At 70.1% G+C, this 512-nt stretch carries 2 pseudogenes; one reads left to right on the top strand and one right to left on the bottom strand.

Annotated features, from left to right (window positions below):
• Window positions 1-227 (top strand): annotated as a pseudogene (locus tag ABNF97_RS34015) (hypothetical protein); the annotation flags it as partial.
• A gap of 48 nt (window positions 228-275) precedes the next feature.
• Here the strand turns inward: ABNF97_RS34015 and ABNF97_RS34010 are convergent.
• Window positions 276-512 (bottom strand): annotated as a pseudogene (locus tag ABNF97_RS34010) (alcohol dehydrogenase); the annotation flags it as partial.

The following is a 512-nucleotide window of genomic DNA, read 5'->3' as shown; positions in this document are numbered from 1 at the left end:
GGGTACTGCTGACCGCGACCGTGCGGCGGTTGGCCGCGTCCCCGGTCAACCAGGCGCTGGAGGTGCCCGAGCTGCGCGCACTCGTCGGTGGTGGTCACGGGCACACCCAGATGATCCTGCGCATCGGGTACGGCGATCCGGTGCCGGCGACGCCCCGCCGCGCGGTGTCCAAGCTCCGCTACTACCCGGACACCGCATCGCCCGAGTCCGGAGCCGCGTACGTCTGAGACGCGGTGCCGATGGCGGGGCTCGGCGGCGGCTACGTCGGCGCGGGATCAGGGGTGGGAGAGGACGACCTTCAGCGCGCCGGTTTCGGCCGGTCTGGTGAAGGCGTCGTACGCCGCCATGAAGTCGTCGAGCGCGAACCGGTGCGTGATCATGTGCTCCACGTCGAGTTGACCCGCGCTCAGCATCGTGAGCAGGTCCGGCGTCGAGTAGGTGTCCACCAGGCCGGTCGTGATCGTGACGTTCCTGCTCCACAGCTCTTCCAGGTGCAGCGTGGCCGGCTTGCC

The organism is Plantactinospora sp. B6F1 (assembly GCF_040120695.1).
Taxonomy (GTDB): Bacteria; Actinomycetota; Actinomycetes; order Mycobacteriales; family Micromonosporaceae; genus Plantactinospora.
Note: the sequence above shows the minus strand (reverse complement) of the source record. Positions and strands in the feature narration are given on the sequence as shown.